Genomic DNA, 25,680 nt, shown 5'->3' on the forward strand with positions numbered 1-25,680 from the left:
TTGATAGATTATTGCAGACCCGAGCAGTGGTGCTCGGGTCTTTTTCTTTGCGGCATATTTTTTATATAGGAACTGACATAGTCTTGTCGATTTTTACTCTGGTTTTATGTGTAAATTTTTGGGATATATAGCGCTCGGTAAATGTTAGAAGAGATGAAGGAAGACGGGAGAATTGCATATCCATATCCACAATTGAATAAGGGAGTTTCGCGTAATATGATTGATTATACAGAGAGGTAATGCTAACCTGTTCTATTTTTCGTAAGTTAATGAACCTTGAAGTCGTAACCTGGATGGTGAAATTTGCTGCGCGATCTTGTTTTAAATTTTACATTAATATTAATCATTGTCTTTCTGGTCCATCACTATCTAAATCAATCAAGCAATCGAAAGAAACCTTCTTTCACCACTCGGATCATTATCGGAATTGCTATGAGCATGCTGGGAACAGCATTATACTATTTCTCGATTGTATTGGATGATGGCACGCTGCTGAACTTCAGATCCGTTGTTTACCTCCTTGCCGCCTACTATGGGGGAGGAGGAACAGCATTCATTACCTATGCAGGACAGTGGGCTTTTCGGATCAACCTGGGATTCTGGCCCTCGATTGAAAACTTGGAATATGCCTTGTGTGAATTGATGTTTGTTTTGGCTGCATTCCTGAATTTCAAGTATATTCACCATTTTGTTTACCAGTGGCTGTCTGGTTCACTGCTGCTGCTCGTAGTTTATCAGTTCACGATGTCGATAACCCATCCATCATCGTCACTTTTCAGCCATGGTATTACCCTGCTGCTTCAAAGCATGTGCATGGTACTGCTTGTATTATTTATGTACTTCCTCAACCAGAACCATCATTACAAACAGCTGGCGTTTCAAAGAAAGCAGGAGGTGCTGGAAATGCTGCGCAGGCAGCCCGGATTTACGTTTAAACTCCGAAAGCATAACGGCAAATTCGAGTTTCTGCTGCTTGAAGGAGAGATGCTGTCTCATCTGGGTATGGACATGCGAAGTCTGGAACAGAGCTTCCAACTGGGAACCATTAACGCGCTGCCTCCAGACAAAATTCAGTTTTTGAAGACACAATTTAACCGGGCATGGAGAGGCGAATTCTTTTTTTTTGAGATAGAGCATAAAGGGAATTATGCATTGGTCAAGCTGGCTCCTTTTCTGGAGGACGGCGTGGTGAAGTATGTGATCGGGTATGGACTTGATATTACAGAACACCGAGCTGTAAGACGAAGGATTCAGGAAAGTGAGGAGCGTTACCGAATGCTGGAGCGATTGTCCGCCAACTGGGTAGCAGGACTGGACAGCGCCGGGCGTATCGTCTCGATTAACCAGAAGTTTCTGGATGTTCTCCAGGCGGACAGGCAGCAGGTTATTGGGCGTGAGCTTGTAGACCTGCTCGTGATGGACAAATCGGAGTGCTGGTTCCAGGCCTTTGATCAAGCACTGTTATCCAAAACCACGCAGGAAACGGAGTCCATCTTACGGATCGGAGAGAGTGACGAACTGCACGTTCGCGTTCATCTATACCCGATCAAGACATCCGGGTCCAGTGAGCAGATTAAAGCTGTTTTTCAGGATACTACGGATCAGTACAGACGGGTGAAAGCGGATAAAGCAAGTCAGGCGAAGAGCGAGTTCCTGGCCTTGATGAGTCATGAAATGCGTACACCACTAAACAGTATCACCAGTTTCAGCTCCCTGCTGCAGCGGACGAATCTTACTACGCAGCAGCAGGATTATGTAAGCAAAATCACGGCGTCCTCCGAGTCCTTACTGACCTTAGTGAAAGATATCCTGGATTTTTCGAAAATTGAAGCAGGCATGTTTAATATGGAGAATGTCCCCTTTTCTCTGGAGGATGTATTTAAACGGGTGGCTGATCAGATCAGTACAACGACCGGGAACAAAGACATCGAGATTATTTTTCAGACAGATTCCGATCTGCCTTTAACGGTAGTTGGTGATCCGTTCCGACTGGAACAGGTACTTATTAATCTGCTTAACAATGCAATAAAATTTACGGACCAAGGGTATGTCATATTTCATGCAGAAGTACTTGCATTTGAGGAAAAGCGTGTCGAAATCCGCTTTGAGGTAGAAGATACCGGTATTGGTATCTCACCCGAACAGATGGAACGTTTATTTGTCCCTTTCGGTCAAGCTGAACCATCGACCTATCGCACGTACGGGGGATCAGGATTAGGATTGGTCATTTGTTATCTTTTGATCACCTCGTTAGGAGGCAGTCTGCAAGTCGAGAGTGTACTTGGTGAATACAGCATGTTCACCTTTGATCTGAAATATGAACTGACAGAAATAGAGGATATTTCCTTTCTTCCAACGTACCCTTTGTTATACGCTGTGAATGATGTAATCATTGTGGAGAATGACAGAAGGGCGGCCGAAAATTTGCAGCAGATGCTCCGCTCATTCGGTCTCAGGTCTGAAACCTATACCTCTTTCCAAGGGGTGGTAGACAGCTGCAGGATAGATCCGGATGGGGATGGATCGTCTTCTCTCCTGATCATGCTGGATATGGATACAGAAGAGATAGACTCGGTGCTGAACTGGTGTCGTTTCACTACCAGGATGCAGGATACCCGGATTCAGGTATTAGCATATTCCCGTGCATCCAGCAGCAGTGCTCCTGCAAGTAGACTGCACTACAGCGGACCGAAGGCTGTAATATTCAAACCGATCACCCGTATCGGTCTATTTGAGGCGCTGTTGACACTGCAGGAAGAAGAAGTGCAGGAACTGAACCAAACTCAATATAAGGATGAATTCTTAGAACGGAAGAATCAGGGATCGATTCTAGTGGCAGAAGATCATGAGATTAACCAGATTGCTATTCGGGCCATGCTGCAGCCGCTGGGGTTTGAAGTAACGATCGTGAATAATGGAAAAGAGCTGCTGCAGAAACTGCATGTGCAGCGGTGGAAGCTGATTTTGATGGATCTATACATGCCGGAAATGAACGGACTGGAGGCTGTTAAACATATTCGTCAGATGAGAGAGTATCATTCCATGCCCATCATTGCACTTACAGCAAACAGCTCAAAAAGGGACCATAAAGACTATTTAGAGGCAGGTATGAATGCTGTTCTCACTAAACCGATTGATGAGAAGCAGATTAAAGACACACTGGCAGCCTGGATTGATCTGAAGGGCATGCATGAGATCAAGGGGGTTGATACAGATAAGGCGCTGCAGCAGATGGGTGACAAACTGCATGTTTTACAATTTGCGCTGACCAAGTTTTCTCTGGAATACAGCGAATATGAACGGAAAATACAGGCATATTTAAGACAGGAACAGAAGCATGATGCTTTACGCAGTACGCATTCTCTCAAAGGAGCTGCAGCCCATCTGCATGCTGTAAATCTGCTGCAGTCGGTGCGGCACCTGGAATCACTTTTATTATCCAATTCAAGCTCCGAAGAGGAACTGTCCTCGATCCTGCAGCAGGTACAGCAGGAAATTAATCACATTACAGAGTCACTGCCATGGTAAACATGGTGTATATACAGCAGCCTTGGTCATGTTTAAGGTGTGAATTTATATCCGACCCCCCAGATCGTTTGAATAAATTGGGGGTTTTTGGGGTTGTCTTCAATTTTCCTGCGCAGTTTCGTGATATGTACATCAATTGTTCGATCATTAATGTAAGCATCAATTCCACGGATGGATTCGATGAGCGCGTAACGGCTGAATACCTTGTCCGGATTATGTACAAACAGCTTCATAATTTCGAATTCGGAAAAGGTCATTTCGACTTTGCGATTATTCAACAGGATTGTTCGGCGTGCGAGATCAAGGGTCAGCCCTGTTTCCTTATCATTCAATGAAGAGCTGTTCAATATCGCATATCGGCGTAAAACAGCCTCGATTCGTGCCTTCAGCTCCTGCATACTGAAAGGTTTGCATACAAAGTCGTCCGCACCATCGGTTAATGAACGGATACGCTCAGACACTTCGGTTAACGAAGAGATGACAATCATCGGTATGGAGGTATGTTCACGCATGAAGGCACATGGATTCTTCTCTCCCGAATCAGGTAACATCAGGTCAATTAAAATGATATTTGGCCTGGTGTCCAGCTGCAAAAGTGCCGCGCCGATAGTATCCACACGAAATACATCGTATCCTTCACCTTGTAAATACAAGGATAGGGTGTCCCCCAGCATATTATCATCCTCTATAATAAGCACTTTGGTCATGGTGTTCCTTTCTGAATCCACGTTATAAAATTTACGGGCTAATCCCTACCTTTTCCCGTGGTCATGAGCAAGCTGTTCAGGATTCATTTTTGCGTTCAAGCAGCTGCATTAATTTTCGCTCCGTTGCCGTTTCAGGTGCTGGTGTATAGATGCTGCATCGCAGATCGGAATTGCCTTGAACTTGTAATGAAGTCAGGTCAAATAACATTTTACCTGCTTTGGAATGTCTGAACTCGATCCAAACATCAGGAGCACTGCTTACGCTGCTTTGTTTCCACAAGGACTGAAAATCGGAGTGGCGGCTCATCATATCATCCAAAAATAGATTATACCATTCATCGTCGACATAACGACCATAATAGCCGCGAAAAATAGATAAAAATCCGCTGACAAAGTCCTCCCAGTTCACTGCAAGTCTGCGCAGCTCTTTTCGGTCAAACAGCAGACTGATCATGTTGCGCTGCTCGAAAGGAATCTGTTCAAAGTTCATAAAAACTTGTGCGGCAGCTTCGTTCCAGCCTACGATAAAACAGCGTCGATCTGAAATGATGGTGGGACAATACCGCAGTTCTTGCAAAATTTTTTGCAATGACGGATGAAGCTGCAGTGTTTCCGGTTCCGGTACAGGCAGATCTGAATAATGCTCCACAGCCAGCGAAAATAAATATTTGCGTTCATCCGCAGTGAGTCTGAGTGCAGAAGCAATGCTGTCCAGTACGGAATGTGAAACCTGGATGCTCCGCCCTTGTTCCAACCAGGTATACCAGGTTGTGCTCACACCCGCGAGCTGTGCTACTTCCTCTCTTCTCAGTCCGGGAGTTCTTCGCCTGCCGCTGGCAGGCAAGCCAACCGATTCCGGAGAGAGCTTGGAGCGCTGTGTTTTTAAAAAAGCAGACAGGGCTTGCAATCGATTCGTTTCACTCATAGGATCACCTTCAATCTGTTTATCATGGTAGTCATTATACTATGATAAATGACAACTTGTAATAGGATATATAGAAATGGCACTATGAATACATAAGCTTTATTTCACAAGTGAAGATCGTTCAAGGAGGAAAATAATATGAGTATGGAACGTGTCGTGATTACAGGGATGGGTGTGATTTCTCCGCTCGGCAATGATGTGGATACATTCTGGAACGCATTGAAGGAAGGGAAATCGGGAATCACCCCGATTCAACATCTGGACAGTGCGCTGTATAAAACGAGAATCGCTGGTATGGTTCTTGATTTTGATGGTGAAGCTCGATTTGGTCGTAAGGAGGCAAGGCGTATGGATCGCTTTGTGCAGTTTGCTGCTGCGGCTGCAGATCAGGCGTTAGCAGATTCAGGTCTTGTGCTGGAGTCACTAGACCGGGAGCGGATCGGTGTATATATCGGCTCGGGCATCGGCGGGATTCAAACTTTGATGGATCAGGGCAGCATTTTATCGGAACGGGGAGCATCGCGAGTTAGCCCGACGCTTGTACCCATGATGATATCCAATATGGCGGCAGCCGCAGTCAGTATGAGGTTTGGATGCTGGGGGCCTACGCTCTCCCCGGTTACGGCTTGTTCCATTGGCAACACAGCCATTGGCGAAGCCTACCGGCTGATTCGTCACGGAGGAGCAGATGTCATTTTTGCTGGAGGAACGGAAGCAGCGGTGACAGAGATATCCCTCGCCAGCTTCAGCAATGCTACGGCATTATCGACTAGAAATGAAGCTTTTACAGCCGCAAGCCGGCCGTTTGACGCAGGCAGAGACGGGTTTGTCATGGCAGAGGGAGCTGGTATTCTGGTTGTGGAATCCCTGTCTCATGCACTGGCAAGAGGCGCGAATATTCTCGCTGAAGTTACCGGATACGGAGCTTCTTCGGATGCGTATCATATGGTAGCGACTCACCCGGAAGGAAGGGGAGCTTATCTGGCCATGAAGGCAGCACTGCGAGACGCACAGCTGCAGCCCGGAGATATTGATGTCATTAACGCCCATGCGACCAGTACAGAGGCAGGTGATCTCTCTGAGACCAGAGCGATCAAACAGCTTTTTGGAGAGAGTGCCTATCGTATTCCAATTACAGCGAACAAATCGATGACCGGACATATGCTCGGTGCCGCAGGAGGAGCTGAGGCAATATCTCTAGTCCAAACGCTGAGGCATGGTATTATCCCGCCTACGATTAATCAGGAGCAGCAGGACCCTGAATGTGATCTGGATTACGTCCCGAATACAGCGAGAGAAGCGGATTTACAGATTGGTATATCCAATTCCTTTGGATTTGGTGGGCATAATGCAGTTATTATTCTTCAGAAGTACTCGGCATGAGCAGAAAGGGTTGAATAGTAGGTTGTATTAGAACAAACAGCAGCACTGCCTATCTGGCTGCGCTGCTGTTTGTTTGTGCAGGTAGAGAATCAGGACGTCAGCGAGGTTGAATCGGCTATGCCTGTGCTCCCTCTGTTCAGCCAGCTTACACGCCAGCGGGATTGCATAAAGAGTACAAGGCACAAGGATGCGGCAGCAATGAGACTAAGAATAATAAAGCCTGGCGTGTAAGATTGATATGTGCTGTACAGCTGGCCCAGAATGAGCGGCAGGGCGTAGCCGCCCAATCCGCCGGCGGCACCGACGATGCCTGTCATCAGACCGATCTCGCTTCCGAAACGCTGCGGAACTAATTGAAATACAGATCCGTTTCCAGCCCCAAGGCACATCATACCCAGGAACAGCATGACGATCACTACAGGAAGAGGGGGCAGGAAGGATACGCCGAGAAGCATGATGCAGGCGCCTGAGTATAGAAAAGTCAGCATTCGGGTTCCACCCATTTTATCAGCCAGAAAACCGCCAACAGGCCGGAAGAAACTGCCTGCAATCACACAGAACGTCGTAATGTCGGCGGCATGCACTGCAGAAAGGCCGTATTGGGTATTAAAGAAAATGGTCAGATAGTTACAGAGGCCAACGAAACCTCCGAAAGTGACACAGTAGAATGCACAGAAGACCCATGCATCTTTTTGTTTAAGCAGCGAACTGTATTGAGACAGCTTTTTGGGCTCTGGACGATTCGGACTATTCTTGGCAAAGAGGGAAAATAGGATAAAGACGATTATAATCGGAATGATTGCGAGTCCAAAAACGACCTCCCAACTGCCAAAGTGAGTGGCAAGACGGTTAGCGAATAAGGTGGCGAGTACCGTTCCGCTGTTACCTGCCCCGGCTATACCCATGGCAAGACCTTGGTGTTCTTTTGGATACCACTGGCCTGCAAGCGGTAGTGCCGCTGCAAATGAAGCACCCGCTACGCCAAGCAGAAGAGCCACGACATAGAGCTGACTGAGGGAATCAACCCATAACCAGCCCAGCAGCAATGGAACAAGTGTCAATAACATGCCAATCTGTGCGGTTAATTTGGGACCGATATAGTCGGACATGAAACCAAGCACAAGCCGCAGAATGGAACCCCCGAGAATGGGCAGGGCGACCAAATTTGCTTTTTCCAATGGGGTCATCGGATAATCCATGGCAATAATTACAGCAAGCGGACCGAGCATCCCCCAGATCATAAAACTGATGTCAAAATACATAAATGCTCCGAACAGCGTGGGCTTATGCCCGCTTTTCCAAAAACTTTTGCTCTCTACCATTCCTCATCGCTCCTCATCCAAGTAGGTTCTTTATTATGTCTCTACGTGTTCATTCAGGCAGAAAAAGGCCGCAAGTCGTCCTGATCCAGAACGATTTGCGGCCCCGCTGCCGACAGGCGGTACACGTCTTTGTGTCCCGCTCCTGAGATGATCACATCGCTGTGATTTTGATTCAAATTATAAAAAGGGAAAAAGATAATGTCAATAAAAATAACATTAAATTTTAAAATAATTATTTTTTCGCATGAATATTGCTTTTTGGTGTCAAATTAGTTGACATGTACTTTGGATTCAATTAATCTTAATTTAATAAAAATCTGCACAATGGCGTGTAGAGCTCGGAGGCAATGGTGCCCCTTTTCCCTTAATGGAAAAGGGGTTATTGTGCTTTAAATCGGAAAAAGGGGTTATTGTGTTTTAAATCGGGAGAAGGAATGGTTCCGGGTCGATCAGAGATAGGCAGTTCTGTTTTATTTGCAGATGTAAAAGCGATAGGGGGAGTGCCCATGAGCAGAAAGAAATTGGTCGTAGTCGGCAACGGCATGGCAGGAGTGAAATGTGTGGAAGAGATTATTAACCTGGAGCCGAATGCGTATGAGATTGTGATCTACGGAACAGAACCCCGGCCTAACTACAATCGCATTATGTTATCCAAAGTTCTCCAAGGTGAGCATTCCATACAGGATATCATTATGAATGACTGGACCTGGTATGCGGAACGTAAAATAAGGCTTTGTACGGGGGAAACCGTGCATCGGATCGAGCCTCGTGACAAATTCATTGAAACGGAATCTGGCAAACGGGAAACGTACGACATATTGATTCTCGCAACAGGTTCTTCCCCGTTTATTCCGCCGATCCCTGGGATGGATAAGGAACGTGTCATGTCCTTCCGGACGATCGATGACTGCACTCGTATGGCCAAGTACTCCAAAGAATATCGTAAAGCAGCTGTCATCGGCGGCGGACTGCTTGGGCTGGAAGCTGCACGGGGACTGCTGCATCTGGGTATGGAAGCGGTGGTGGTTCATAATGCGCCTTATATTATGAACCGGCAGCTGGATTACGAGGCTGCATCGATGCTTCAGGCTGAGCTTGAAGCTCAGGGCATGTCCTTTCTTTTAAATAAAAACACGCAGAAAATCACCGGACGTTCACAAGCGCAGGGACTTCTGTTCACAGATGGTTCGAAGCTTGAGGCACAGGTGGTTATTGTCGCTGTCGGGATTCGGCCGAATGTGGATTTGGCCAGGAGAAGCGGCATCGCCACACAACGTGCTGTTGTAGTCGACGATTATATGCGTACCAGTGTGCCGGATATATATGCCGTTGGAGAATGTGCAGAGCATCGGGGCATCAGTTATGGTCTGGTAGCACCGCTGTATGAGCAGGGGAAGGTGCTGGCGCGTACGTTATGCGGACAGGAGATTCCCGGGTATGCAGGTTCTGTCCCGTATTCACAGCTGAAAGTGTCGGGTGTGGATGTCTTCTCGGCAGGGGAGATCAGCGGCGACCTGCTGCAGACGGCAGTTCAGCATTTGGATGGCATTCAAGGCACGTACAAAAAAGTGCTGATGCAGGCTGGCAGGATTAGAGGTGCCATACTGTTTGGAAACACGGTTGAAGGCACGGCTCTGCTTGGTCTTGTGCGGCGCGGAGCAGATATAGCCGAGCTTGCTCCCCGGGAAGATGTCCCAGACCCAGCAGAGACAGCCGCAGCTGCGCTTCCAAGTCAGGATACGGTATGTGCCTGCAGCAATGTAACCAAAGCAGCGATTCTGAAGGCCATTCAGGAGCGGGGGCTGGAGACTGTCGAACAAGTGAAACAGCAAACCAAAGCTTCAGGTTCATGCGGTGGATGCAAACCCATGGTGGCTGCCCTGCTGAAACACGCTCAACGCGTGAAGCGTGATGGAGGTGCAGATATAAGTGCAGATGCAGATGCTGCGGAAAAAAAGTCTACCGTAATGCCTGTATGCCGCTGCACCGACATGGGTCATGAAGAGCTTAAACGTCGATTGGATGTTATGGTGACAGCAGATCCGGACAAAACCAGAAGCCCGAATTTAGAGTCTGGGGTCGCCCCCGTTGGCGAAAAACAATTCACTTCGCTTCTGAAGCAGCTGAAATGGCAGTCCGAACTTGGCTGCTCCGTATGCCTTCCTGCAGTTCGCTATTATGCTCATATCTCAAGACTCATACCGTACTCCGTTGAAAAAGAATTGAAAACAGGACTGGAACATCATCAGGGGATACACCTCTATTCGGATCACCACATTTCATCATTGGCTTCCAGCACTGCTGCAGGTGATCTAGAGACTCAGCTTCGCATCATGTGGAAAAATGCAGTGATGCCGTCCCAAGTCAACATAGGTATTGCCTCGGGTATTCGTTCTCCGGTGAGTGCGCTGGTGGCAGACATAGGTCTGTTGGCTTCCCCGGCTGGATGGGAGATTTATGCTGGAGGCCATGCAGGACATCCGGTGAAAGAAGGTCTGCTGCTGGGCACAGCTGATTCAGCGCAGCAGGCCGCTGATCTCTCGTCAGCCTGTCTGCAGTGGTATCGGCAGACGGCTTGGTTTGATGAACCGTTATGGATGTGGACGGAACGACTTGGCATCATGCTGATTCGGGAAACGCTTTTGGATACACGCCTGCAGCACGAACTCGGATTCATTCGTGAACAGGAACGCGGCGTTGATGCTGCACAGGCGGAACGGATATCCATCGAAGTACCCAGTGTTCAGGTAGAAGCATAAAGACTTAAATATATAACCCGGGAAGGCAGGAGTGGATCATGATGGAAGCAGTGAATACGGAACAAGCTGCATCAAGGTTATATGTAAAAGAAACCCAATGTCCTTACTGCAGCGTGCAGTGCAGGATGTCAGTCGAAGAGCTTGCCGCTCCTGCTGCAGGTCAGAGACCAGCAGAGTACAGGGTTCAGGGCGTACCCAATAAGGCTTCACAGGGCCGCCTGTGTGTGAAGGGCATGAACGCTCACCAGCAGGTATTCAGTTCCGAGCGTCTGATGTATCCGCTCATCCGCCGCCAGGGAGAACTGGAGCCCTGTACATGGGAGGAGGCGATTCAGACGATTGCTGATCGTCTGCGGCAGCTTCAGCATACCTACGGTCCCCATACTGTCGGAGTATATGGCGGCGGCTCGTTGACCAATGAAACCGCATATTTGCTTGGCAAATTCACACGAGTGGCTCTAGGAAGTAAATACATCGACTATAACGGCCGCTTCTGCATGTCAGCAGCAGCTTCCGCCGGAAGCAAAGTGTTTGGAATGGACCGCGGTTTAACCTTTCCACTGTCCGATATTCCCAAAGCCGGCTGCATTATTCTGGCAGGAACAAATATAGCCGAATGTCAGCCAACACTTTTGCCTTACTTTAATGAGGCCAAGGATAATGGGACGTTTATTATTGTGATTGATCCGCGAAGGACGGCGACCGCAGCCATTGCTGATCTGCACCTTCAGGTAAAGCCTGGTATGGATTCACTGCTGGCTGATACAATGCTGAAGGTCATCATGGATGCCGGATTGACAGATTCCCGATTTGTTCAAGAGCGAACAACCGGATATGAGCAGCTGGTACAGGAGATGAAAGAGCTGAAGCTGGAACAGGCCGCAGCAGCATGCGGAGTTGAACTGGAGAAGATCCGTCAGGCGGCGATGGCCTACGGTGAAGCACAGACCGGCATGATTATGACGGCACGCGGGGTAGAGCAGCAAACGGACGGACATATGGCTGTTCGTCATTTCCTGAATCTGGTACTGGCAACTGGCAAGATTGGCAGAGCCGGTTGTGGATATGGGGCTGTTACCGGGCAGGGTAACGGACAGGGGGGAAGGGAGCATGGGCAGAAGTCAGATCAGCTGCCGGGTTACCGTTCTATTGAGAATGAGCAGGATCGTGCATATATTGCGTCTGTTTGGGATGTAGATCCTGCTCTTTTGCCAGGCAAAGGTGTATCAGCTTATGAGATGATGGAAAAAATCCATGATCAGGACATCCGTGCTCTGCTCGTTGTGGGCTCCAATCCGGTGGTTTCGAATCCTAATGTACGCTTGGTGGAGGAAGGGCTGCGCAGGCTTGATTTCCTGGTTGTTGCCGATATGTTTCTATCCGAGACAGCGAGAATGGCTGATCTTGTGCTGCCCGTAACAGCCTATATGGAGAATGAAGGTACACTCACGAATCTGGAGGGGCGAGTACTGCTGCGGGAAAAGGGAAGGGCTGCACCGGGTGAAACGCTGGATGATTGGGACATTTTATGCCGGATTGCTGCGCAGCTGGGCAAAGGTTCGCTGTTCCAATACACGAAAGCTGAGGATATATTCGATGAATTGCGAATTGCAAGTCGCGGCGGAACAGCGGACTATTATGGAATCACCTATGAACGTCTGCGTAACGAGCAGGGGGTATTCTGGCCTTGTCCTTCCATAGATGACCAGGGAGAAGGGCTGTTATTTTATGATCGATTCGCCCATGCTGACGGAAAAGCCGTGTTTACCTTGGGTTCAAGTGAAGGATGGGATAACAACTCGGAAGCTTTTCCCCTAATCTTGACGAATGGCCGAATTCTTCCTCATTACCTGACCGGTGTGCAGACAAGGCGAAGTCCGGCACTGGCGGCTCGCGAACTGGAGAACTTTGTTGAGCTTCACCCGTCGACGGCAGCGCGTCATCGTATTCGTGACGGTGAGTGGGTAGAGATTCAGTCGGCCTACGGCAGTTTCGCTGTACGCTCGCGAGTCAGAGAATCGATAAGGGAGGATACGCTGTTTGTACCGATGCACTGGGGTGGTATGCAGAATGTGAACCGGGCAACGAGACCGGAACTGGACCCCCACTGCCGGATGCCCGGTTTTAAGACGACTGCGGCAGCCATTAAACCTATGCGGCTGGTATAACAAGCTGTTTTAACTCGCGTAATAAACGGCATGCATTGAACTGTTAGAGGATATGAGACCGCCCATCTCCTGATTTATGCGGGATGGAGCGGTTTTTTTGCGTTTTATGTGCAAGTTTCTCATTAGTTCGCAGGTTCGAGGTAAATATGAAAATGGGCCCATGAAAGAGACTGGTATTTTGGTTATGATGTTCATTAGGGGTACATATGTACGTATTTTGTTTGTTTTAATAGGATGATTATTCGGGTATTAACTCATGTTTGTAGAAGATTGCAGGTATTTGGGATAAATTGGTTATCTGACAAAGGGATGAGAGGAGGCGCAGTGTATTGAAAGTATGGATTACGGTGAAAAGTCTGGGCAAACGCAGGCCGGCTCTCGCCAAACAAATATTGGAACTTCCGGAAACAACCCGCACACTTCGGCTGCTCATTGAGAATATGGTTGAACTGCAGGTCGAGGCTTATCGGGAGAGAAAGGATGCAGCAGAGATGCTTGTCTATCTTATGCCGGAAGACATCGATGCGCAGGGTGCTGCGGGTAAAGTGGGCTTTGGCGCGGTACATGGGGAGGGCATTCCCGATCTTAGCGAGGCGAAGGGAGCTGCGATCCTTGCATATGAAGACGGGCTGTACAGAGTATTTCTGAATGATAAAGAGCTGGATCAACTGGATGAGCCGCTGAGCATAGAGAATGATGCCAATGTGACATTTATCCGCTTTACGATGCTGGCCGGGCGTCTGTGGTAGGCAGAAGCAGAATAACAAGGAGGAGAATGGGATGAATCAGGAAGAGCAGGCAGAAGTGTACGTTGAGGGATTGCGGGAAAAAGCAGATACGCTTACAGGCACGAAGCTGGAAATAGCGAAATACATGGTAACGCTGGCAGAGTCAACATACTTGCGTGGGGATGAAGGAGACTATTTAAATACAGAAAAACAGCTTACCAACCTTGCAATGGAGACGCAGCAGTCGTTATTCCAGCCAATCCTTGAGGTGCTCGAACATCTGACCTCTGAGAGTTTTGCTGCTAAATTCCGCTATATTGCTGAGGGGGCGACGCTCTATCCATATAGTACAAGCTATGAACGCAGACCATTCCGGACATCCGATCCCAGACAACATGTCATTCACGTGCTGCGCAAGCTGCTCGGTTTGTTTCGCATGGAGGCTAGAGGGTTTAATCTGACGGAGTATTTGACCCTTCGCGAGCCAAACATGCTTCATCAGCATGAATTTCGTACGGTAATACCAGACTGTATTGCCTATGAACTGGATCATTCGAACGCTGAAGTCAAACAGGCACTGCACGACATTATCTATGGCGATAACCAGGCTGCCTTACTAACTGGTGAGATGATTAAAGGAATCTTTATGAGCGAACAGGCAGACGCCTATCAGATGGTGGGGGAGCTGCTTGTTGCAGCACGGCTGCAGGAAGGACTTCGCCAGAGCATTGTGGAACGGATGGACGAAGGCACACTTGAAGCGTATATGTACATACTAAAAATAATTCTGGACAACAATCTGATTCGGTTCAGTTCTGTCGTAAGAGCGCTGGGGGTATGGACAGGGATCGGCATTGAGGCGGCCAACCAGCGCGTGGCAGCACAATTACTCGAACAAGCCTATGAGGCTCTTGTAAATGAAGAGATTCGTGAGGCATGGCTTCAGGAAAAAAATGCCAATAAATTGTATATCAGCCTATGGGCAGCGGCAGTCATTGAAGAACGTGATTTGCAGCATAAGGCTGCACAGATCATGGATGAGGGAGAATTGTATCAAAAGATCGCGGCCCAGTACGTTCTCGCGAATAGTCAGTATCTGGGGCTTCGTCTTGCTGTGGCGCGCAATCATTTGGATGTGCAGCACCCGGAACTGATGCACTGGGTTGTGAAAAATTATACGGCAGAGTATGTGCATAATTGGAGTTTTGAAGAGGGAGAGCATCAGCGCAGTGTCTATGTTCCTCGCTGGGATGTGCTTGAAGATAAACAGGCACGCCGCCATGATTTTGATCAATTCAAACAGATGCTGCATTTCATTCCAAAGGGCGGTTCAAGTGGGCCTTCTGGAGTGCTGGATTTTGTCCATTATCGAATCGATCTTGATGATGTCATCAAAAAAATGTTGTATTTGGCCGCTTATGATATGGATGCCGAATGGATTGGTGAAATTATCGCTCTCAAAGATCGATTAAGTTCAGAGATGCGCGGCGAGCTCTTGTCTCAATTTGTACAGGAGCCGGATCATGAGATACAGCGCCAGTTTATTTTTGAGAGTTTATCTGATAAAAGCATGAGCAATCGTGAAAGTGCACTGAAAAAAGTGAAGAAGTTAATGTTAACCGCAGATGAGATGCAGCAGATGGAAGTACTGTTAAAACTGAAAACAGGATCGCTCCGGCAAAAGGTGATTCAAGTTCTGCTGCTGCAGCCGGTTGAAAAGTTGAAGGATTCGGTTCAGCGTTTGCTGAAGTCCAAGATCGAGCTGCAGCGTCTGGGTGCACTTGAACTGTTAACGGAGATCAAAACGGATGCAGAACGGGCAGAACAGTTGGAACAGCTCAAGCCGTTTGCAGAAGAACTGGAGAAGCCTACAGCCAAGGAACAGAAGCTGCTCGCCAAACTGCTGGATGAAGGAAGTCGTTACACAGCCTCCAATGGATATGGTTTATTTGATCCAAACGATCGACAGCCGCTGTTGGATGAAGAACGTAATCTTTCCGGCTGCAAACCGAAGGATATTTTTGATGTAACTCTGGATAGGATCAGTACATTCCTCAAAGAGTTAAATGAATTGGTTCATGAGCACAGGGAGCATGAATATGTGGTGGAGTATTATGCAGGATATAAAGATACTTTACTCGTTGGAACCAACCTTCGCTCCAAGGTTCCTTATGCAGAGCGGGCAAAAATAAAACAGCTGGATCAGTTTCCACTCGCTGAAGTGTGGAAAGAATTTTTTAAGCAGAGCGGACTTAGCAGCATCGAACTGCTGCAGCTGTATGTCGAACTCCAGTTAGGCAGGCTGAACAGCAAACTGGATGAACATTACTCTCTTTATCGAGAGCAGTATGATTATGATGAATTAAGAAAAATCCCTTTACTGGAGGGTTGGCGCAAAATATTTGCCGAAGAGACCTATGCATTAAACGATGTACTGAAGCTGCATGAGATGATCGGTACACTTCCATATAAGGATCAGGTTCATGGACTGATCTCGGCTGCGTTCCTGGATTGTGATGCAGCTGAAATCTTCGAGCGTGCAGAAAAGGCTTGGGCTTCGATAATTTCAAGTATGCCTGCAGAGCAAATGGAGAAGGAATTGGGTATGCTTCAGATTCTGACAGATCCATGGAAATATATCGTTAGGAATACCGTATATGACGATGCGAGCTTCAAGCGATATTTCCAGACAGCATATCAATTCTCTCATCTGGCCGAGCCGTATTATCCGATGTCTCCCCTGTCACTCGATGATTTCCTGCGAGCATATCAGTTAGAACTGATTGATGAGCAGGAGATCTGCCGTCAATTGATGGCTGGACAGCAGCGTTATCTATTTATCCGTGATATGACATCAGCTCGTACGGAGCGGATTAAAGATGATCCCAAGCTGATTCACCTGCGAGATACGGTCGTAAACCGAATTCTGGAGATCGAGCTCACTCGGGGAGAGCTGTCCACTGAAGTTAGTCCCCTGGCCATGAAGTTGGAACGAATCGAGGGCATGGAGCATTGGGTACATCTGGTCTCTGCCATGGATCAGGATACTTTTGTTCGTGGTTATATCTACAGCTATAGTGAAGGAAGCACGACCCGTAAAGAAACGTTCAGCTATCTCATTAAGCATTGTCATCCACGTGCCGGGGAGGATGAACAGCTGCTGGCGGTGCTGCTGCAGAAATATCCGGTTAAGGAGAAAAAGCTGCTGGAGGCCGCGATGTATGCACCGCAATGGATGGAACTTGTGGCGAAGTATCTGAACTGGGAAGGGCTCCGCAGTGCTGCATGGTACTTCCATGCTCACATCAATGAACAGTTCAGTGCAGAGAAGGAAACCATTGTCGCCCACTATTCACCCATTACGCCGCAGGATTTTAATGACGGGGCCTTCGATATCGCCTGGTTTGAAGAGGCTTATGCTGCGGTTGGGGAAGAACGCTTCAACCTGCTGTACGATTGTGCCAAATATATCTCCGGTGGGTCCAATCATCGAAGATCTCAATTATTCGCAGATGCTGCACTTGGCAAGCTCAGTCTGAAAGACATGCATGATTCGGTTGCCGATAAGCGCAACAAGGATCACTTGTTGACCTACAGTCTGATTCCGCTGGCGGGGGAACGGGATCAGGATCTAAGGGAGCGTTATGATTTTATCCAGAAGTTCCAGCTGCAGAGCAAGCAGTATGGGGCGCAGCGCCGTGCCAGCGAAGGACTGGCGTCCCAGATTGCACTGGGTAACCTTGCACGGAACGCAGGTTATGCTGATGTGACACGTCTCATGTGGGATATGGAGGCACGTAAGCTGGATGAGATGAAAGCTTATTTCGAACCGCATGCACTGGATGACGATACGACGGCTCAACTCGTCATTAATGAGGAAGGGCAGTCCGATCTGATTGTTGTCAGCAAAGGCAAAGTGCTGAAATCTGTACCGGCTCGCTTCAAAAAAGATGGTTATATTGCAGCATTGAAAGAGTTGAAATCCGATCTTGTGGATCAGTATCGGCGGGCTAGGCTGGAATTGGAACGCTCCATGGTCGCAGGCACGGCCTTTACGCGTCAGGAGATTGCAAGTCTGATGAACAATCCCGTTATTCGGCCGCTGCTCAGGACGTTGATTTTCAAGTCGGGTGAACAGCTGGGACGATTCGATGCCGCCTCTGGTGGGCTGCTTGCTCCAGGGGCCGAAGAAATGATTCATGCCTTGAAGGAAGAGGATCCGCTGTTGATTGCACATCCGCTGCATCTGTATCAGAGCGGCAGGTGGAGCGAGTTCCAGCGCGATCTGTTCAATCGTCAGGAGCGTCAGCCGTTTAAGCAGGTTTTCCGCGAACTGTACCTGCCTAATGAAGATGAGCTTGCTCAAGGCACAGTATCTCGCCGATATGCGGGATATCAGATTCAGCCGAATAAAACGGTAAGCCTGTTGAAAGGACGTCAGTGGACCGTAAGTTATGAGGAGGGTCTGCAAAAGGTAAGTTATGAGTACAATCTGATCGCTAACCTCTATGCGATGGCTGATTGGTTCTCTCCTGCCGATACAGAAGCACCTACGCTGGAGACAGTTCAATTTTATGATCGCCGCACCTATAAGCCTGTGGAGCTGAAGGATGTACCATCCGTATTCTTCTCTGAAGTCATGCGTGATATTGATCTGGTTGTCAGCATCGCCCATGTTGGCGGAGTTGATCCGGAGGCCAGCCTGACAACGATTGAGATGCGTCATGTCATTGTGAATGAATCTCTGCGCCTGCTCAAGATAAACAATGTTCGTCTGGACGGGAATTATGCACGAATCGACGGTGAACTGGGTGAATATGCAGTTCATTTGGGCAGCGGCAATGTCTTCAAACAGGCATCCGGTGCATTGTACATTGTGCCTGTACAAAGCCAGCATCGTGGTCGGATCTTCCTGCCGTTTCTGGATGAAGACCCAAGAACGGCCGAGATTTTGTCCAAGATTGTACTGCTGGCTGAAGATAAGAAGATTAAAGATCCGCAGATTCTCGCACAGCTGCAGCACACATAACATGAAGTGCACAGCCTACAGATCGCCTCGTATAGGGCGGTCTGCGGGGGCTGTGCTCTTTTCTTGCAGCAGACAGGCTGCATGATCGTAGGAGCAGCTGTGACGCTGCAGCTGGTCTGGAGATGCCCGGGCAAGGAGGACATGGTAAAATATACGCAGGATTAACGGGTATACATCATTTTGGAGAACTAGAGCAGTTCGGAATGATGCACCTGCATAATGCTTTTGGACAAAGGAGAGGGAATAGACATGTTAATGGTACCTTACCGGGAGCAGGATCACGCCAAGCTGGTAGCCATCTGGGAGCGCGCTGTTCGGGCGACACATACATTTCTGGAGGAGCATCATATCCTGTTTTATAAAAAAATGGTCAGTGAAGCTTTGGAGCAGCAGCAGGTGGAGGTCTGGGAGGCGCTGGATACCGAGCAGGAGCCCATCGGTTTCATCGGCTTGGACAATACTTTTATTGAGATGCTGTTTGTAGATGAGTATTTTCAGGGGCAGGGCGTTGGTAAATTTCTAGTCTTTCAAACGATGAAAATGAAGGGCACGGAGCTTCGGGTAGATGTAAATGAACAGAATGAAGATGCAGCCCGGTTTTATTCAAAATTGGGTTTTGTTCAGACGGGACGTTCTGAACTGGACAGCTCAGGCAATCCTTTCCCGCTGCTGCATCTGGAAATGAAGAAGGCTAAGGCTTGAATAAGGTTGAATCATCTGGCTGTAACTAGAGAACCATGATGATCACACGGAAACGCTGATGACAGGATTACCTGAAAAATGACTGTTATCTACAGCATGAAGACAGGTAAAAGGAAAACCCCAGGTGGAATCTCTAATCAAGAGATTCCACCTGGGGTTTTGGGTTTCTCTTACCGATGAACGGCAGTCATTCGACCGGGCAGAGAGGGGAGTTTTTTTCGAAAATCTTAATGTGTCTCTTCGTCCAGAAAGGGTTTGTTCACTGCATAATACATAAAGCCCATCAGCAGCACGCCGCCCACCAGATTGCCAAGTGTCACCGGTACCAGGTTGTGAATTACGCCGCCAAAAGAGATTGTGCCCGGGTGATTTAACACCAGCGCAATCGCGAATGTACACATGTTCGCGATGCTGTGCTCATATCCCGAGATGAAAAAGCAGAATACAAAGAGCATCATCGCAAACATTTTGGCGCCGTTCTCCTTCATGAACATCGGCACAAAGAACGCTAGGCACACGAGCCAGTTACAGAGGATACCGCGGAAAAAGAGCTGCATCGCAGGAGCTTCCATTTTGTGCTCGACCACACTCAGCAGAAAACCATTCACCTGTGCTGAGTCGAACAGTCCCGTCAGGTAGATCAGCAGGGCAAATACCGCCGCACCCATCAGATTCCCGCTGTAGCTCGCAACCCACAGCTTGACGACTTCAAACCAGCGCAGTTTCTTGCGCAGTGCCGCATAGGTGTAATAGAATGTGTTGCCTGTAAATAAGTCACCACCGCCATAGGCAATCAAAATAATTGCCGCACCGAACGTAATGGCTGCCATAGGGTATGTAAACGGGGAATCTTCCATATAGAAGAAATTGCCCGTCTTAAATGCCACAATTACGCCGAAGCCGATGAACATGCTGGCCAGCATGGAGCGTGCCAGATACCGAATCAGGCTTTGTTTATAAATTTTATGTTTCTTTAGAGCAAGCTGCTCCACACCCCGCAAACCTTCCGTTTCCATAATTCTCCTCCTGTATGTCATGAATCATCCAAGTTTTCTACATTATACCTGTAATTTGTTTAAATAGCTTAACGAAATGAAAGAATTTAAACTTTGCATTAGGAGTTATTAAGGAATATCCGGGGCGGATATGTGCTGTAACGAATGATCTTTAGAAAATTCAACGGGGGATTTTTTACATGGAAAAAGAGTAATGTTGTGAAGTGTCCTTCCGCGAGGGAAGGACTTTACCTATTCGGGATCAGACTTTTGTTTGTATGGGTTTACGGGAAAAGGAAACATGCAGCTCTGCCAAATTTCATCCAGCTGCGCTTCTGTCCGTTCATGCGGAACATGCTCTTCGGCATAGGAGCGCTCCAGCTTCTCACGCATAACGGCTTCCGCACGGGGGTTAGGGCGCGAGTGAAATGTTTTGGCGAATTCGCCGTGGACATCGATTTCTCTCATTTTGCTCAGCACACTGTTTAATAAAGGACTGCCTGCGTACAGCAGAGACTCGGTCTCTTCACATTCAAATTTGAGAAAAAGAAGTGCCTTCTGAATGGCATGAATCTCGCCTTGAGTAAGGTACACCGCCTGAGTGGTTTCCTCTGTTAAATGTTCATCATCTTGCTCTTGTGATTGCTGTTCATTACTTGAATTCATTGATCATCACGTCCTGATCTAGATTGAAGCTCCCTTGCTGCCGAAGCGCCGAACTCGGGATGGGTTTGAAGTGATTCCAGCGCAAGTACAGCTTGCGGGATATGTTTGTTTGCTCTTACAATAGCGAAAGCAGCACTTTGAACCAGGATGTAGGCATCCGATTCAATAACCTCCTGAGCGAGCTGAATTTCAGCATCGGTTACAGGGAGCAGGGCTAACGCCTGTAAAGCATAAATCTGCACATCCTCGTCCTCTTCCGAGTTACGTACCAGCTGTCCTGCCGCTTCACGGATATTATTCAAAAGTGGAGAAGTTTCCGCCATACCGAGGGCTCGCCAAGCTTCAATACGTACTAAATCTTCCTCCTGTGTATTCATACCAAGAGCAAGGACTTGTGCAGTGAGTTCTGGATCATGTAATTCGATGATCTGGCGGAGTGCTTCCTGCTTATCTTCTGAAGCGGCTGTGTTCAAATCAAGAGCTATAAGACGGTTGTGCATTTCTTCAGCAGACATAATATCCTTCACCTCCTGAATGAGTTTAAGATTGGGGCGGGAGTTGAATCGGGCGAGCTTGAAGAGCCTCCTCCACAACCTGCTCCGGGGTTAATTCACGTTCATCCCAAAATATCAGATTACTGACCTCTGCATATGGCAGCGCCTGCTGCACCTCTGTTAACATGTCATCCAACTCTTCTTCCGTTCCTTCCGCATTCATAATTTTGCGAACTAACACGATGAGATGTTCATGATTTGGCATGATCATACCTCCTGAATAATTAATTGAATGAATGCCAACAGCATGATTACGATCAGTATAATAATAGCGCGTTTCAGATGCCGTTTAATAAAACGTGTCAAAGACAAATTCCCCTTATCCGATGACGATGTCCAAGCATAAGTCTATCATTGATAAGGGGAAAGATCATGGTCACAAGGTCACTTTTTATTCTTTACTTTAAGTATTTAAGGAAATTAACTTGATATGCTGAGAATTTAAAGAACATATGTCATTATTGCGAGCTTAGTCTATCTGAATGGCAATATTGCCAAACTGCTCGCCTTTTTCTATGCGTTCAAATGCCTGTGAAGTATTTTGCAGGGAATAGATGCTGTCCACAACAGGATGGATCTGATATTTCTCTACCCACTCCAGCATCTGAACAAACTCTTCACGGCTGCCCATAGAAGTTCCAATCAGGCTGATCTGTGGAAAAAAGATCGAGCGAATCGGCAGATGCAGGTCGTCACCAGAGCTTGCTCCAAACATGACAATTCGCCCACCAGGTCTAATGACACTTTCATATTTGGAGAACATTGCTTGTCCGATGCTGTCCAGAACGATATCCACTGGATCGAGGTCAGACTTGATATTGCTCCAGTCGGCATGACTGTCCAAAGCTTGATCGGCTCCCAGCCGCAGTGCCTCGGCTCGTTTCGCCTCGCTTCTGGATGTTACGGTTACCTTCGCTCCTGCAGCTGCAGCCATAAGCAGGGCATACGTAGCGACGCCGCCTCCAATGCCAGGAATGAGAATATGCTCACCTGATTTCAGTCCACCTCGAGTAAATAATGCCCGATAAGCCGTCAGCGCAGAAAGAGACAGTACACCAGCTTCAATCCAGGAGAGATGAGCGGGCTTGGGCAGGACATTGCCTGCAGGCAGTGCAGTATATTGTGCCAGTGTTCCATCCGACGGGCCACCAACAATTCCTGGAACGACAGGCACGTCTGCGGTATGTTCCCAACCGAGAGTAGGGTGAATAATTACCTGGTCACCTACGGAGAGATGCTGTACCCCTTCGCCAACTTCTACGACAATGCCAGCGCCGTCCGATCCGGGAATGAGCGGAGTGTCTTGAGGCGTGCGATCTGACATTATGAAGAGATCGCGATGGTTAAGTCCGGCAGAGTGGAGCTTTACAAGGACATGTCCGGGTTCTGCTTCAGGGACTGCACAGGTTGAATATTGAAGACCTTCAAGGCCGCTGTGACCTGAATGTATAATTGCACTCATCGTTTTGGATACGTTCATGGATGTTACCTCCCTGTATAATATAGGTTACTCTGTCATCGGAGTATTCCTTGAGAAGCACTCAGGCTGCTCGTTATGGAGTCATTGTACAGTCGAGATAGAAACACGTAAAATAAACAAAAACGAAGGTGAGTATCATTATTAATGATAGATAAGAATAATAGAGCATTTTGGTGCTTACATGAGATTTGGATATGTATTAATACGCTCATATAACGATAAGCAGGTGAAGAATGAATGGATGCAGGTGATTTGAAAATATTCCAGGCGGTTGCCCGTGAAGGCAGTATCAGTAAAGCGGCAATTGCACTGAATTATGTACAGTCTAATGTGACCACACGGATCAGGCAGTTGGAAGCACAGCTGCAGGTATCGCTGTTTCATCGCTCCAATCGGGGGATGCTGCTCACTCCAGCAGGGGAGAACCTGCTGGGATATGCAGATCGAATATTGGAATTATTAAATGAAGCAGAGCAGGCAGCACAAGATGGAAGTCCACCGGCGGGAAATCTTCGTTTGGGTTCGATCGAGACCGCAGCTTCTCGTTTCCTGACACCACTTCTGGCGGAGTACTGCGCATGTTATCCGAAGGTACATTATTCCCTTGTCACAGGTGGTACGCATGAGCTGAATCAGAAGGTTATTGAACATGAATTACATGGCGCTTTGGTGTATGGTCCGGTTCATCATGCGAAGCTGAATTATATAAAAATGTACAGCGATGAACTGGTGCTCATTGTTAAACCGGGTGAGCATGACATGTCTGTGCTGCTCAGCAGGCCAATGTTATTTTTTGAGGTTGGATGCAGCCACCGAGCCCAGGCCGAGGATTTTTTAAAAACTCAAGGGGTTCATTCGTTGAACGTCATGGAATATGGAACACTGGCCACGATTATCGATGGGGTTACTGCCGGGTTAGGCGTATCCTTGCTTCCCCGCTCTTCGGTAGTTCAAGCAGCCTCTAGAGGTGAGGTCGAAATCGTATCACTCCCTGATCCGTATTCTCGTCTGGAGGTAGGATTTGTGTACGCTCGTGGTGAACATAGTTCAAACGCGCTTCAGGCTCTAGTGGAGATTATGACGGTACCCGAACAGTAAAGGAGAGGTTGATTTTGGTTAAACGTACAGGCTCTGAAAAGGAACATGATGTAGATCCAAATAACAAATTAACGCTTGCTGATGCATTCGGTCAGGCAGCGTATATTGTAGGCGGGCACGGCAGCCGCAAAGTGAAAGTGCTGCAGGAGGCGCTGGAACAGGTAGATGGAGAAACATTCAGTGACCACTACGGTCACGGTTCAATTATTGATGAGTTCCAACAGGAAATGGCAGATGTGCTAGGGAAGGAATCGGCGGTTTTTTTTCCAAGCGGCACGATGGCGCAGCAGATTGCACTTCGTATCTGGTGTGACCGGGCAGGTATCAAGCGAGTTGCGTATCATCCACTGTCTCACCTGGAGATTCATGAAGAAGATGGGCTAAAGGAGCTGCATCAGATCGAAAGCATTTTGCTGGGCGAAGCGGATCGTTTGATTACACTGGGCGATGTGAGAGGAATGAAGGAGAAATACGCCTGTTTGTTACTTGAGTTACCGCAGCGTGAGATAGGCGGGCAACTGCCGGCTTATGAGGAACTGGAGGCGATTTCGGCGTACTGCCGTGAGCACGGGATCAAGCTGCATCTGGATGGAGCGCGGCTGTTTGAGATCACACCTTATTATGAGAAAACACCTGCGGAGATTTGTGGTTTGTTTGATAGTGTATACATCTCTTTTTACAAAGGGATTGGCGGAATTGCGGGAGCTATTCTTGCTGGAGAACCGGACTTCATGCAGGAATCCAAGGTGTGGAAACGGCGGCATGGCGGGGATCTGATTGGACTATATCCCTATATTCTCAGCTCCCGGTATTATTACAACGAACGTGTCGGCAAAATGGGGCATTATTACGAGCAGGCCAAAGAACTGGCCGCATTGTTCAATGCATGCCGCGGGATTCACACGATCCCTGAAATTCCCGTCTCCAATATGTTTCACATTTACTTCGCACTTGCCGCTTCCGAAGTTGAACCGCTGCTTGTGCAGATGGCGCAGCAGTTTGATATCGCGATTACATCGTATCTGAACAAAACCGGAGGCAGCAGCTGCTCATTCGAAATGTCGACAGGGGATCGTTATGATCTGGTGCCGCAGGACAAGCTGCAGGCCGCGCTGACCTGGCTGGACGGGGAGTTGCAAAACAGATGAAATCCGTAGAACTAGACCCGATTCGGGATTTGTTGGTGCAGGCATATGGTACAACGATGGGGAGTGGCAGTAAACCTGATACCGAGCAGGACATCGAGAGTTTCGAGCAAAAGTACCAAGTGAAGCTGCCTTCGGCATACCGTGCGCTGCTGCTAGAATTCGGGGCGTGCAACTTTGGTGACCCCGCTTTGTATTCAGTCAAAGAGCTGGACTGGGCGTATCCCGAGTTTCTGGATGCCTATCGAGAGTACGAGAAGGAATACGACCTGCCTGACGGGCTGAAGCTATTTCCAATCGGCGGATTCGGTGAGGGCAGCATGGCCGTTTTGGATGAATCCTCTGGCAAAGTGATGATGCTCATTCATGACAGCGGCGAGGATATTCCTTTAGTAGAGATCGAGTCTGATTTTTGTGCACTCATGACGATGCATGCAGAGTCTGCAATCTGGGTGGAGGAGCAGATGAAGTAACGGGGAGAGGGGAGGTGT

18 protein-coding genes are annotated in these 25,680 nt (G+C 48.1%); 10 read left to right on the plus strand and 8 right to left on the minus strand.

Annotated elements, in window-relative coordinates; genetic code table 11:
- Window positions 1-303: 303 nt before the first annotated feature.
- On the plus strand, window positions 304-3,528 hold the full coding sequence (locus tag MKY97_RS04585; protein WP_342554327.1) for a response regulator: 3,225 nt from the start codon (window positions 304-306) through the stop codon (window positions 3,526-3,528).
- A 32-nt stretch (window positions 3,529-3,560) separates the two neighbouring features.
- Here MKY97_RS04585 and MKY97_RS04590 read toward each other — a convergent pair whose 3' ends face one another.
- Both MKY97_RS04590 and MKY97_RS04595 read right to left on the minus strand, forming a co-directional pair.
- Window positions 3,561-4,235: a response regulator transcription factor gene (locus MKY97_RS04590; RefSeq protein WP_342554328.1), complete on the minus strand. Its 675-nt coding sequence runs from the start codon at window positions 4,233-4,235 to the stop codon at window positions 3,561-3,563.
- 76 nt (window positions 4,236-4,311) lie between these two features.
- Complete coding sequence (locus MKY97_RS04595) at window positions 4,312-5,160, minus strand: helix-turn-helix transcriptional regulator (protein ID WP_342554329.1); 849 nt, start codon at window positions 5,158-5,160, stop codon at window positions 4,312-4,314.
- A 144-nt stretch (window positions 5,161-5,304) separates the two neighbouring features.
- On the opposite strand from MKY97_RS04595, the gene fabF reads away from it, so the two are divergent.
- Window positions 5,305-6,543: a beta-ketoacyl-ACP synthase II gene (gene fabF, locus MKY97_RS04600; RefSeq protein ID WP_342556231.1), complete on the plus strand. Its 1,239-nt coding sequence runs from the start codon at window positions 5,305-5,307 to the stop codon at window positions 6,541-6,543.
- A gap of 89 nt (window positions 6,544-6,632) precedes the next feature.
- On the opposite strand, the gene MKY97_RS04605 is transcribed toward fabF, so the two are convergent.
- Window positions 6,633-7,865, minus strand: coding sequence for a nitrate/nitrite transporter (locus MKY97_RS04605; RefSeq protein ID WP_342554330.1), 1,233 nt, complete (start codon window positions 7,863-7,865; stop codon window positions 6,633-6,635).
- A gap of 506 nt (window positions 7,866-8,371) precedes the next feature.
- Here MKY97_RS04605 and MKY97_RS04610 point away from each other — a divergent pair.
- The 5 genes from MKY97_RS04610 (at window position 8,372) to MKY97_RS04630 (ending at window position 19,251) form a co-directional block, all read left to right on the plus strand.
- A complete protein-coding gene (locus MKY97_RS04610) occupies window positions 8,372-10,624 on the plus strand; it encodes an FAD-dependent oxidoreductase (protein ID WP_342554331.1) in 2,253 nt (750 codons plus the stop codon).
- Between the two features lie 38 nt (window positions 10,625-10,662).
- Complete coding sequence (locus MKY97_RS04615) at window positions 10,663-12,792, plus strand: molybdopterin oxidoreductase family protein (protein ID WP_342554332.1); 2,130 nt, start codon at window positions 10,663-10,665, stop codon at window positions 12,790-12,792.
- A 329-nt stretch (window positions 12,793-13,121) separates the two neighbouring features.
- Window positions 13,122-13,541, plus strand: coding sequence for a hypothetical protein (locus MKY97_RS04620; RefSeq protein WP_342554333.1), 420 nt, complete (start codon window positions 13,122-13,124; stop codon window positions 13,539-13,541).
- Between the two features lie 31 nt (window positions 13,542-13,572).
- Entirely contained in the window at window positions 13,573-18,549 is a 4,977-nt protein-coding gene (locus MKY97_RS04625; RefSeq protein ID WP_342554334.1) for a DUF4132 domain-containing protein, read from the plus strand.
- Between the two features lie 243 nt (window positions 18,550-18,792).
- Window positions 18,793-19,251, plus strand: coding sequence for a GNAT family N-acetyltransferase (locus MKY97_RS04630; RefSeq protein WP_342556232.1), 459 nt, complete (start codon window positions 18,793-18,795; stop codon window positions 19,249-19,251).
- Between the two features lie 227 nt (window positions 19,252-19,478).
- Here the strand turns inward: MKY97_RS04630 and MKY97_RS04635 are convergent, their stop codons facing one another.
- The 5 genes from MKY97_RS04635 to MKY97_RS04655 all read right to left on the minus strand — a co-directional run bounded on the left by MKY97_RS04635 (window position 19,479) and on the right by MKY97_RS04655 (window position 22,928).
- Window positions 19,479-20,267, minus strand: coding sequence for a formate/nitrite transporter family protein (locus MKY97_RS04635; RefSeq protein ID WP_342554335.1), 789 nt, complete (start codon window positions 20,265-20,267; stop codon window positions 19,479-19,481).
- A 231-nt stretch (window positions 20,268-20,498) separates the two neighbouring features.
- Complete coding sequence (locus MKY97_RS04640; protein WP_342554336.1) at window positions 20,499-20,912, minus strand: hypothetical protein; 414 nt, start codon at window positions 20,910-20,912, stop codon at window positions 20,499-20,501.
- Complete coding sequence (locus tag MKY97_RS04645; protein WP_342554337.1) at window positions 20,909-21,427, minus strand: HEAT repeat domain-containing protein; 519 nt, start codon at window positions 21,425-21,427, stop codon at window positions 20,909-20,911. Before MKY97_RS04645 ends, MKY97_RS04640 begins: the two co-directional genes overlap by 4 nt.
- Before the next feature lie 25 nt (window positions 21,428-21,452).
- Window positions 21,453-21,671, minus strand: coding sequence for a hypothetical protein (locus MKY97_RS04650; RefSeq protein ID WP_342554338.1), 219 nt, complete (start codon window positions 21,669-21,671; stop codon window positions 21,453-21,455).
- 264 nt (window positions 21,672-21,935) lie between these two features.
- A complete protein-coding gene (locus MKY97_RS04655; protein ID WP_342556233.1) occupies window positions 21,936-22,928 on the minus strand; it encodes a zinc-binding dehydrogenase in 993 nt (330 codons plus the stop codon).
- A 255-nt stretch (window positions 22,929-23,183) separates the two neighbouring features.
- On the opposite strand from MKY97_RS04655, the gene MKY97_RS04660 reads away from it, so the two are divergent.
- From MKY97_RS04660 to MKY97_RS04670, 3 genes are read left to right on the plus strand one after another with little or no spacing between them, the layout of a single operon-like run.
- Complete coding sequence (locus tag MKY97_RS04660) at window positions 23,184-24,044, plus strand: LysR family transcriptional regulator (protein WP_342554339.1); 861 nt, start codon at window positions 23,184-23,186, stop codon at window positions 24,042-24,044.
- Window positions 24,045-24,058: 14 nt separating this feature from the next.
- Window positions 24,059-25,192 carry a beta-eliminating lyase-related protein gene (locus MKY97_RS04665; RefSeq protein WP_342554340.1) on the plus strand — a complete coding sequence of 378 codons (1,134 nt, stop codon included), beginning with the start codon at window positions 24,059-24,061 and terminating at the stop codon, window positions 25,190-25,192.
- Entirely contained in the window at window positions 25,189-25,662 is a 474-nt protein-coding gene (locus MKY97_RS04670; RefSeq protein ID WP_342554341.1) for an SMI1/KNR4 family protein, read from the plus strand. The genes MKY97_RS04665 and MKY97_RS04670 overlap by 4 nt, the downstream gene beginning before the upstream one ends.
- Window positions 25,663-25,680: the final 18 nt, after the last annotated feature.

The sequence above is a fragment of the Paenibacillus sp. FSL R7-0652 genome (assembly GCF_038595045.1).
GTDB lineage: Bacteria > Bacillota > Bacilli > Paenibacillales > Paenibacillaceae > Paenibacillus.

What these genes read in the sequence shown, in the direction of transcription:
- MKY97_RS04615 (WP_342554332.1), top strand. Translation starts at nt 10,663, where the DNA reads ATGATGGAAGCAGTGAATACGGAACAAGCTGCATCAAGGTTATATGTA.
- MKY97_RS04595 (WP_342554329.1), bottom strand. Translation starts at nt 5,160, where the DNA reads ATGAGTGAAACGAATCGATTGCAAGCCCTGTCTGCTTTTTTAAAAACA.
- fabF (WP_342556231.1), top strand. Translation starts at nt 5,305, where the DNA reads ATGGAACGTGTCGTGATTACAGGGATGGGTGTGATTTCTCCGCTCGGC.
- MKY97_RS04625 (WP_342554334.1), top strand. Translation starts at nt 13,573, where the DNA reads ATGAATCAGGAAGAGCAGGCAGAAGTGTACGTTGAGGGATTGCGGGAA.
- MKY97_RS04605 (WP_342554330.1), bottom strand. Translation starts at nt 7,865, where the DNA reads ATGGTAGAGAGCAAAAGTTTTTGGAAAAGCGGGCATAAGCCCACGCTG.
- MKY97_RS04670 (WP_342554341.1), top strand. Translation starts at nt 25,189, where the DNA reads ATGAAATCCGTAGAACTAGACCCGATTCGGGATTTGTTGGTGCAGGCA.
- MKY97_RS04660 (WP_342554339.1), top strand. Translation starts at nt 23,184, where the DNA reads ATGGATGCAGGTGATTTGAAAATATTCCAGGCGGTTGCCCGTGAAGGC.
- MKY97_RS04650 (WP_342554338.1), bottom strand. Translation starts at nt 21,671, where the DNA reads ATGCCAAATCATGAACATCTCATCGTGTTAGTTCGCAAAATTATGAAT.
- MKY97_RS04610 (WP_342554331.1), top strand. Translation starts at nt 8,372, where the DNA reads ATGAGCAGAAAGAAATTGGTCGTAGTCGGCAACGGCATGGCAGGAGTG.
- MKY97_RS04640 (WP_342554336.1), bottom strand. Translation starts at nt 20,912, where the DNA reads ATGAATTCAAGTAATGAACAGCAATCACAAGAGCAAGATGATGAACAT.
- MKY97_RS04645 (WP_342554337.1), bottom strand. Translation starts at nt 21,427, where the DNA reads ATGTCTGCTGAAGAAATGCACAACCGTCTTATAGCTCTTGATTTGAAC.
- MKY97_RS04590 (WP_342554328.1), bottom strand. Translation starts at nt 4,235, where the DNA reads ATGACCAAAGTGCTTATTATAGAGGATGATAATATGCTGGGGGACACC.
- MKY97_RS04655 (WP_342556233.1), bottom strand. Translation starts at nt 22,928, where the DNA reads ATGAGTGCAATTATACATTCAGGTCACAGCGGCCTTGAAGGTCTTCAA.
- MKY97_RS04635 (WP_342554335.1), bottom strand. Translation starts at nt 20,267, where the DNA reads ATGGAAACGGAAGGTTTGCGGGGTGTGGAGCAGCTTGCTCTAAAGAAA.